General features: G+C 70.5%; 6 protein-coding genes and 1 pseudogene. 1 reads left to right on the forward strand and 6 read right to left on the reverse strand.

Annotated elements, in window-relative coordinates; all coding sequences use genetic code 11:
* Positions 1 to 66: 66 nt before the first annotated feature.
* On the reverse strand, positions 67 to 3,306 hold the full coding sequence (locus tag AB0J72_RS58480; RefSeq protein WP_363417813.1) for an amino acid adenylation domain-containing protein: 3,240 nt from the start codon (positions 3,304 to 3,306) through the stop codon (positions 67 to 69).
* A gap of 808 nt (positions 3,307 to 4,114) precedes the next feature.
* Positions 4,115 to 4,828 carry a TetR/AcrR family transcriptional regulator C-terminal domain-containing protein gene (locus tag AB0J72_RS58485; RefSeq protein ID WP_363417816.1) on the reverse strand — a complete coding sequence of 238 codons (714 nt, stop codon included), beginning with the start codon at positions 4,826 to 4,828 and terminating at the stop codon, positions 4,115 to 4,117.
* Between the two features lie 101 nt (positions 4,829 to 4,929).
* On the opposite strand from AB0J72_RS58485, the gene AB0J72_RS58490 reads away from it, so the two are divergent.
* Entirely contained in the window at positions 4,930 to 5,148 is a 219-nt protein-coding gene (locus tag AB0J72_RS58490; protein WP_363417819.1) for a hypothetical protein, read from the forward strand.
* Here the strand turns inward: AB0J72_RS58490 and AB0J72_RS58495 are convergent.
* The 4 genes and pseudogenes from AB0J72_RS58495 to AB0J72_RS58510 all read right to left on the reverse strand — a co-directional run.
* Positions 5,127 to 6,323: a GMC oxidoreductase gene (locus tag AB0J72_RS58495; RefSeq protein ID WP_363417822.1), complete on the reverse strand. Its 1,197-nt coding sequence runs from the start codon at positions 6,321 to 6,323 to the stop codon at positions 5,127 to 5,129. The two genes, AB0J72_RS58490 and AB0J72_RS58495, sit on opposite strands and share 22 nt — an antisense overlap.
* Complete coding sequence (locus tag AB0J72_RS58500; protein WP_363417825.1) at positions 6,320 to 6,793, reverse strand: trehalase-like domain-containing protein; 474 nt, start codon at positions 6,791 to 6,793, stop codon at positions 6,320 to 6,322. Before AB0J72_RS58500 ends, AB0J72_RS58495 begins: the two co-directional genes overlap by 4 nt.
* Positions 6,794 to 7,117: 324 nt before the next feature.
* A complete protein-coding gene (locus AB0J72_RS58505; RefSeq protein WP_363417828.1) occupies positions 7,118 to 8,428 on the reverse strand; it encodes an NAD(P)/FAD-dependent oxidoreductase in 1,311 nt (436 codons plus the stop codon).
* Positions 8,429 to 9,108: 680 nt separating this feature from the next.
* Positions 9,109 to 9,401 (reverse strand): annotated as a pseudogene (locus AB0J72_RS58510) (hypothetical protein); the annotation flags it as partial.

Consider the following 9,401-nt stretch of genomic DNA (forward strand, 5'->3'; position numbering starts at 1 on the left):
GGCGGGCCTCTCCCATTCTCCGCTAGTGCGCGCTGTGACTCCGGCGGAGAGGTCCACCCCCTGCGGTTACGACCGGTGGCGGCCCGCGCCGACGCCGGCCACCTCGTCGGGGCGCTCCAGCACCTGCCGCTCGATCGCCTCGACCGCCGTGGCCGGCGCGCCGGCCGGGACCGGCGGGCCGGCGGCCAGGTCGAGCAGCCGCGCCTCCTCGGCCGCGGTGACCAGCGGCAGGCGGTGCAGCGGGCGATCCGGGTCCGCGGTGACCTCGGCGAGCACGCGCAGGAGCCGGTCCGCGAACGCCTCCACCCACTCGCGGTTCGTGAGGCCGGTGTCGTACTCCACCTGAAGCTCGACGCCGTCGGCCGTCTCGTTCACGAAGACGGTCAGCGGGTTCTGCGCCCCGCCGCACCCCAGCTCGCCGAGCAGTTCCAGCCGTACCCCGCCCCGCTCGACCCGGACCGGCATCCCGGCCGGCTGCGCGGCAAGCACCACCGGGGTGAGCATCGCCCCACGCGACTGGGTGCCGACGGCCGCGAACAGGTCCTCTGTGGACGGCCGGGGCCGGTCCAGCGCGCGGGCCGTCGTCGCCGACGCGGCCGCGACCGTGTCCCGGACGGTGGCCGCGGGCTCGAGCCGCAGCCGGACCGGCAGCACGTCGACGAGCGGGCCGATGACCCGGTCAAGCTCCGGCCCGGCGCGCCGGGCGGCGACCACGCCGACCAGCACGTCCCGGCGGGCGGTGAACCCGGCGAGCAGCAGCCCGAGCGCGGTCAGCCAGTCCGCGAAGACCGCGGTGCCGGTCGCCGGCGGTACCGGGCGGGTGATCCGCTCGCCGCGGAAGCTGCCGGTGCCCGAGAACAGTTCGCTCGGCGGTGACACGCCGGCCAGCTCGTCCCGCCACGCGTCCGTCGCGCCGTCGGGCGTGACGGCGAGGTCGCCGACCTGCACCGGCGGTGGTTCGACGGTCCCGGGCGCGGCCAGCTCCGTCGCGAGCTCCGTGAGGAACGTGCCGGTGGACCAGCCGTCGAAGGCCACGTGGTCGGCGACGACGACCAGCTCCGACACCCCGGCGGCGAGCCGGATGAGCTCGGCCCGCAGCAGCGGCGCGGTGCCGGTCAGGTCGAAGGCGTGACGGGCGGCGGCCTCGGCGATCGCGTCCGCCCGCCCGGCGCGCTCGGCCGGAGTCTGGTCGCGCAGGTCGTGTTCTGCCGTGGGCCGGTCGCGCAGGTCGTGTTCTGCCGTGGGCCGGTCGCGCAGGTCGTGTTCTGCCGTGGGCCGGTCGCGCAGGTCGTGCTCTGCCGTGGGCCGGTCGCGCAGGTCGTGCTCTGCCGTGGGCCGGTCGCGCAGGTCGTGCTCGATGACGGGGACGTCCGTCCAGTCGCCCACGAGCGCGATCGGCTCGCCGTCGCGCTCGACGATCCGGCTGCGCAGCACCTCATGGCGCGACACCAGCGCGGCCAGCGCCGAGCGCAGGGCGGGCGCCTCGACCGGCCCGGTGAGCCGGACCCGGAACGCGACCGTGGTCACGGCCGGCACCGAGCCGACCTGCCGCAGCGTCCACAGGCCGCGCTGGGTCGCGGTGAGCGGGTACTCCGCCCGCCCCTCGTGCCGGACCGGGGCCGCCGCGGGCGTCCGGCCGCCGTTGACCAGGGCGGCGAGGGCGGCGACGGTCGGCTCGGCGAGGAAGTCGGCCAGGGCGACCGTGGTGCCGAACTCGCGGCCGGCGAGGGCGCAGACGCGAGCGGCGGCCAGGGAGTGCCCGCCGAGGTCGGTGAAGCGGTCGTCGACCCCGATCTCGTCGATGCCCAGCACGTCGCCGACGATCGCGGCGAGCCGCTCCTCGGCGGGTGTGCGGGGCGCGACGAACGCGGTCTCGGTCCCACGCCGGGCCGCGAGCGCCGGCAGGGCGGCCCGGTCGATCTTGCCGTTCGGGCTCAGGGGCAGCCGCTCGGTGATCGCCAACCGGGTCGGCACCAGGTGCTCCGGCACCCGGCGGCGCAGCCACGCGCGCAGGCTCTGCTCGTCGAGGCCGGTCGCCTCCACGTGCCCGACCAGGAACGACACACCGTCCTCGTCGGCAGCGGCGACGACACCGGCGCGGCGCACCGCCGGATGGCGCACGAGCACCGCCTCGACCTCGCCGGGCTCGACCCGGTACCCGCGGATCTTCACCTGGTCGTCGGCGCGGCCGGCGAACCGCAGCACGGCGCCGTCGGTGCGGACCAGGTCGCCGGAGCGGTACCAGCCGTCGCCGAACCCGCCGCCGTCCCGGTTCAGGTAGCCGCGGGCGACGACCGGGCCGCCGATCCACAGCTCGCCCAGCTCGCCGTCGGCGACCGGCTGCCCGTCGGCGTCGCGCACGGACATGACGGCGCCAGCGATCGGGTGCCCGATCGGCGGCTCGCCGACGTCGTCGCGGCCGACCTCGGCGATCGCGCACGTCGTGGTGCACTCGGTCGGGCCGTACAGGTTGAGCACCCGCCGCACGCCGGGGTTGGCGTAGATCCGGTCGACGAGCGCCCGGGTCAGCGGCTCCCCGCCGGCGAACACGGCCCGCACACCGCTCGGCAGCGGCGACCGCAGCAGCGCGGCGAGCGCGGACGGCACGCCGTAGACGGTCGTGACCTCGTCGCGGGCCGGCAGCGCGGGCAGCGCGAGGACGTTGTCGGCGAGGATGACCGTGCCGCCCGTGACCAGCGGCAGGAACAGCTGGGTGATCGACGGGTCGAAGCAGATCGACGCGGTGGCGAGCAGGCCGCGCAGCTCCTCGGCGGTGTACGCCTCGGCCTCGTACCGCAGCAGGTTCATCGTGTTGCGGTGCTCGACGACGACGCCCTTGGGCTTTCCCGTGGAGCCCGACGTGTAGATGACGTACGCCGCGTCGGTACCGTCACCGGGCCGGTCGAGCGGGTTCGCGTCGGCGTCCGCGGCGATCTCGTCCACCGCCACCGCGACGGCGTCCAGGCCGGGCCACGCCGAGGCACGGGTGGTGGCGACGAGCCGCATCTTCGTGTCGTCGGCGATGTACGCCAGCCGCTCGGCCGGGTACGCCGGGTCCATCGGCACGTAGGCGGCGCCGGTCTTCAGCACGCCCAGCAGCGCCGGCAGCAGGTGCTCGTCGCGTCCCAGGCACACGCCCACGAGCTCACCGGGACCGGCCCCTGCCCCGGCCAGCTCCCGGGCGATCCGGTTCGCGCGAGCGTCAAGCTCCGCGTAACACATCCGGACGGTGCCGGCGATGACGGCAACCCGGTCCGGCGTGCGCCTTACCTGCTCTTCGACCTGTTCGTGGACACGCTGATACACGCCCAGCCCTCCTAATTTTCAGACGGCCGTGCGTTAGCCGTTTGCCTGCCGGAAATAATGCCGCACCAATCAAGGGGCATTCTGGGCTGCATCCACTGAAGTCAAATGGCCCGTGATCACCGGAAACGCTGTCTCACCTCGCAGAACGGACGCCGATCGGCGTGCGGCGAGGGAAAACCCTACCGAGCACCCTAGTGATGATTTGGCTGTAATCGCCCCACCTGCGAGTCTGTTCACATGGCACGAATTGGGGTTGTAGCGCCAGGGGATCTCCCACGGACCGGGTACTGACGCATGCCCGCCGGCCGAGCAGCTCGAATTCAAAACGATATTCATTTTCAATAAGACGTCAAGCCCCCACCGCGCTCTGCACTGCATCGAGGCGCGCGTCGCGGAGGCCAACTGCTTCGAGCGACTCCGCGGCTTACTGACCCAGGGAGGTTCTCGTGACCGGTGACGAGTGTCCACACAGGACAACCCACCCCGCCGGTTCCCTGACACCCCGGCCGCAGGCCGTCACCGCACGTCGAGGGCGGCGCCAAGCTCGCGTTCAGACATCCGGGAGTGCGTGCGCTGCGGCAGGGGATGCGCCGGAAGGCGGCGGTGGACGCACAGCAAGACGACGACGGCGTTCATCATTGAGCGAACGTCAGGACACCGGAGCGCATCTGCGCCGAAACGCCACGGCGGCCCAGGGGTGAACTACGGCGTCTGCTTCCCGAGCCCCATGCTCCGGGATTGCTCCGGGCGGCCGAAGCCAAGACCAAGACGTCCCGCCTTGGCAGCAAGACCCACGAGCGGCTGCTGGTCAGATGGCGAGTATGGCGTCGATGCCACGTTCGAAGAGGTCGTCGTCGTTCCATCGCCCGTCTTCAAGGTGTCCGGAGGCGATGAGGGTGGGGTAGGCGTCGGGATGAGCCAACAACTGGCGCCGGGCTTCGGCCCGCGCCTCGGGATCTTCAGCCTGGCGCCAGGTGGCTTCGGTGATGGCTGCGCCGATCACATAATTGGCCAGCAACCGGGTTATGGCTGCCAACTGGAAGCCGGTGAAACCGCCACGGACGAGCGCCGACTGCAGGAACTCGGTGCGCGCCAGGACGTTGGGCCCTAGCATCGGCCTCCCGATCAGACTCGGAGCCCAGGGATGGCGAAGCATGATCGCGCGCCACCTGAACGTCAACGCACGCACGTCATCACGCCAGTCGTCGCCGACATCCGGGAGCGGCATCTCTCCGAAGATGTGGTCCAGGGCCAGGTCCAGGACATCGTCCTTCGTCTTCACGTGCCAGTAGAGCGCGGTCGAGGTCACCGCCAGACGCTGCGCCAGGTTTCGCATCGTCAATCCGTCGATGCCACGCTCATCGAGCAGAGCCGCCGCCACCTCAACAATGCGCTCACGGGTCAGCGGGGCCGCCCGGCGCGGCCGGTCCGGCTCCTGACGCAGCCACACTGCGCCAGCAGTTCCACCACGTCGACCGTTCTTTTCTCCGGCCGACGGCTCACCCAATGCGTTCGCGTCCACTCCCCGATCCTAGTACGGTGTTGAGGTAACTTTACGTCGGTAAGTTGGTATTGCGTTGTTAACTACCCGGCCAGAAGGGATGGTACGAACCAATGCCACTGATGCGGATCCAGCTGGACAGCGACAAGAACACCGCACGCCGCGTGCTGGAACTCCACCAGGCGGGAAAGGTGCACCACGAGTCCCGGGACGCCGCACGCGAAGAGGTCTGGCGCCACGGCCGCACTCCCGCCGCTGAACCGGTCTTCGTCGGCACCACCAACGGCGAACCCGTTCGGCTCATCTACGACGTCGAGGTCTACCTGGACAGCACGCGTTGAACTACACCCTCCGCGCCCATGCGCTCCAACAGGTGGTCGCCGACCCGCATCGCGTTGGCCATGGCGGTCAGTGCGGGGTTCACCGCCCCGATGCTCGGGAAGAAGCTGGTGTCGACGACGTAGAGGTTCTGGACCTCGTGGGTCTGGCAGTTGGCGTTGAGGACGGAGTTGGCCGGATCGTTGCCGAACCGGCAGGTGCCGGCCTGGTGAGCGACGCCGGCCACCGGAATGTCGGACTTCATGTAGGCCCACCGGCGGGCCAGGTGGTCCTCGTGCATGCGCATGATGCCGAGCATCGACTTGAGCTGACGGAAGAGGCGGTCGCCGGCGGTGGGATTGGTCAGCCTGTACCGCAGGTGGACGTTGCCGTCAGGGTCGAGGGTGACTCGGTTGCCGGGACTCGGAAGGTCCTCTGTGGACAGCCAGAAGTCGACCGCGTGTTCGGCTACCTCCCGCAGTGCCCAGTTCGGTGCGAACTTCGTCTCGATGGGCTTCTCACCGCGGTACATGGCGGGCTGTGACTTGCCGATCATCTGGATGTTGCCCAGCGGGTAGTCGAAGTCCGGCCCACGGAAGTAGAAGTCGTTGACGGCGAGCGTCTTCTGGAAGACGGTCGGGTTGGGCTCGATGGACAGGGCCAGCACCGCCTGGCTGTCGTGGAACATGCCGGCCGCGGCGAGGTCGTCGGAGAGCTGCTGGATGCGTGGCTCGTGGCTCACCGCCGGGAACGGGTAGGGCGCGCTCGCCGGTGGTTCGGTCGGGTCCTCGCCACGGGCGCCGTGGACCTGGTAGAGCTGCTCGGCCCTCGTGTAGTACGGCTCCAGCTGCTCATACCGGATGGGCCAGGCGGGCGAGATTCCGTCGTGGTGGAAGACCCGGTCGAAGTCCTCGACACGCAACCGGTAGAGCGCGGCGCCGTACATCTTCGTGGCTCCGCCCACGTAGTAGTGGATCTGCGGCTGGAACGCCTTCCCGCGCTCGTCGAACCAGGTGTCGGGCGAGTTGTAGCGGCCGTCGACGAACACGTCGGCGGTCGACCAGTTGGGCTGCTCCCGGGGCAGCCAGTCACCCCGCTCGAGCAGCAGGATCCGCTGGCCCGACGGCGCCAGGTGGTGGGCCAGGGTGCCACCGCCGGCCCCGCTGCCGATGATGATGACGTCGTATGCGCCGTTCATGTGTACTCCTTGACTCGCTCGGCGACGATGATGCGTCCGGCCGCCTCGATGAGTGCCAGGTGCGAGAACGCCTGCGGAAAGCTGCCCAGGTGGCGGGCGGTCGAGGTTTCGTACTCCTCGGCGTACAGGCCCAGCGCGGACCCGATGCTCAGCAGCTTGTCCATCAGGTCCCGGGCCCGGGCCGTCTCGCCGACCGCGGCGAGGGCGGAGACGAGCCAGAAGGAGCAGATGAGGAACGTGCCCTCCTTGCCCGACATGCCGTTCAGCGCGTCCCGGACGACGATCCAGCCGGTCCCCGTCTTCCAGGTCGTCTCGACCACGTTGGTGCCGGGCACGTAGACACGCGTGGTGGGGTGTTCGATCCCGTACGGGCCGAACCGGAACCTGCCCGCCTCGCGGTCGAGCAGACTGCCGAAGATGCTCGGCGAGTCGAACCTCGGCACGCACAACCAGTCCACCGTGCCGTCCACGGCCACCAGGGCCCGGTGTGGCAGTTGGACAGGAACGCGTAGTCGGCGATCTTCGGGAACGGCGACAGCTCCGGACGGGTCACCGGCTCCTTCAGCACGGCGGTCATTGCTGTCCGTCCCATGGCTCGCGCCAGCCGCCGTACTCGGCGATCAACTGGTCGGATGCGGCCGGTCCCCAACTGCCGTCGTGAACCACCTGCTGCAGCTGACCTCGGCGAGCACGATGGAGGCGCCGGCCGGCGCGGTGTACCTCGCCGCCCATGCATGAGCGGCGCCTGCTTCTGCTGGGTCTCGCGGTCCGCTGGCCGGTCATCCGGCACCGTCCTATCGGGACTGTCCCCAGTCGATTCTGGGCAGCTCGACCTGGTCCGGGTCCAGCAGCTCGGCCGAGCGGTGGTGCGGCCGGAAGTAGAACTCCTCGGCCCAGGCCACGAACGCCTCGAGCTCGGCCCGGGTGTTGGCGAGCAGTTCGGCGTGCACACCCAGCCAGGAAGCGAAGGCGAACCGGCCGTGCAGCTCGTGCCGGTGCGGGCCGATCTCAGCCACGGCCGCCTGCCGGCCGATCATCGCCATGATTCCCTTGTCGTGGTAGTGGAACGGTTCCCGACCCGTGCCGCCGATGTCGCCGATGATGTTCTTCGCCGCCCAGGCGCCTGACTGCTGGGCGACGCTGCCCAGCTGGGGCAGGGCCCGCTCGTCCCCGTGGGGGATGTTGGCGACGTCCCCGACGGCGAAGACGTTCGGATGCCCGGGCACACTCAGGTCGGGCCGCACGTCGATGCGCCCGCCCCGGCCCTGACCGACGCCGGCGTTGCCCGCGATCGCGGAGGCGCTTTCCCCGCCACCCCAGATGACAAGGTGGGTCGGGATTGTGGTCTTGTCCCGCAGCGACACGTGGTCGCGCGCCACCTCCGTCACGGCGGTGCCGAGCCGGAGCTCGACCCCGCGCTGCTGGAGCTGCGTGGCCGCGTATGTGTGCGACTCGTCGCTGAACGGGGCGAGCAGGGCCCGGCCGAGGTCGACCAGGACGATCCGCGCGCCGGCCACTGCGAGGTTCGGGTAGCGGTGTGGCATCACGTCATAGACCAGCTCTGACAACGCGCCAGCGATCTCCACCCCGGTGGGCCCGCCGCCCACGACGACGAAGTTGAGCGCGCCCTCGTCGATGAGTTCCGGCTTGGCGGACGCGTCGGCGAACAGCTGCAGCACCCGCTCGCGGATGCGGCGCGCATCAGTGAGGCTGTAGAGCGGAAACGCGAACTCCTGGGCGCCGGGGGTGTGGAAGAAGTTCGGCTGCGCCCCGGCGGCCAGCACGAGGTAGTCGCCGGTGATGGTCCCGCCGTCGGAGAGGGTCACGCTGCGCTGGTCCGCGTCGGCGGCGACCACCTCCGACCGCACCAGAGTCACGGCGTCCTGGCCGCGGAACACCTCGGTGTGGTCGAACGCCATGTCCCGGCCGGCCAGCTCCGCGGTGGCCACCTGGTAGAGGAGCGGCTGGAACTGGTGGTACCCGTTCTGGTCCACGAGGGTCACCCGGGTCCGTGAGTCCTCGGCCAGCACCTTCGCGCAGGCCACGCCGGCGAAGCCGCCGCCGACGATCACGATGTGAGTGCTGGAGCTCCTGTTCGATTCCATTCGCGGCACCGTCCGGTCGTGGTGCTGGTTGTAACGACGCCCTACCCAAGCGCCTGGCGAACAGTCCCACCCGGAGCATTCCCTGGCGGCTGCCGTTCAGATAGGCATGCGGTACCCATAGAACTCGTGGTCCTCGTTGTAGCCGCCCTGTCCCGCGCCGAGATGTTCGAAGCTCTCGACGAACTCGATGGCCTGGACCCATCGCAGCTGAAGTGCCACCAGCGGGCCAGGCCGATCGAGTGCCGTAACCCCGGGATGCCGAGCCAGCGGGGCAGGGTGACCGCGTCGTCCTTGGCGGTCCACGCACGCTCGGGCGGAACCTGGGTCATCCGGTCGGGCGGCACCGGTCCTTGCAGCCGCAGCAGCTCCCGGCCCGGCGTGGACCCGGCGTCCGTTTGCAGCCGTGGGTGGTCGGCCAGGATCTGTATCCCGGACCGAATGATGAACAGCATGAACAGCAGGTTCAGGAAGTGCAGGATGCGCAGCCACAACGGGAACCCGGTGGTGACCGGCGGCTGGGCAGCACGAAGGCCATACCCCGAAACGGCGTGGCCATCGTAGGTCTCCCCCGCTCGTCACACGCCACCGACTTCCAGCCTCATGAGCAGCGCGGCCAGAACCACCGCTGCCAGGGCAGCGTCCGCGGCAACGGACCATCAGCCGAGTCGACCTCGCGCCAGTCAGGGTGCCGGCAGCTGCGTCATGAGCGGATCAACGCTGACGCGGTCACCGTGTGAGAACAATGACGACGCCGCCCGGCGTGCCCGCGACGGCGCCGGACTCCGGGTTCCGTCAGACGCCTCTTGGTCGATGCCGGCGCTGTCCGGCGGCTGGATGCGTTCGGGTTCGTCGTCGTCGATGGCGGACCGTCCCGCCATCCGTACGCATCGAGGGCATCCATGCGGTCCGCCGGGCGTCTGTGCACCGATCCAGCCGTGCCGGCTGAACAGGCTCCAGGTCAGTGTCCAGGAAT

Source organism: Dactylosporangium sp. NPDC049742 (assembly GCF_040674675.1).
GTDB lineage: Bacteria > Actinomycetota > Actinomycetes > Mycobacteriales > Micromonosporaceae > Dactylosporangium > Dactylosporangium maewongense.

Coding starts and splice junctions, on each gene's coding strand:
- AB0J72_RS58495 (WP_363417822.1), bottom strand. CDS start 6,323: ATGAACGGCGCATACGACGTCATCATCATCGGCAGCGGGGCCGGCGGT.
- AB0J72_RS58505 (WP_363417828.1), bottom strand. CDS start 8,428: ATGGAATCGAACAGGAGCTCCAGCACTCACATCGTGATCGTCGGCGGC.
- AB0J72_RS58490 (WP_363417819.1), top strand. CDS start 4,930: ATGCGGATCCAGCTGGACAGCGACAAGAACACCGCACGCCGCGTGCTG.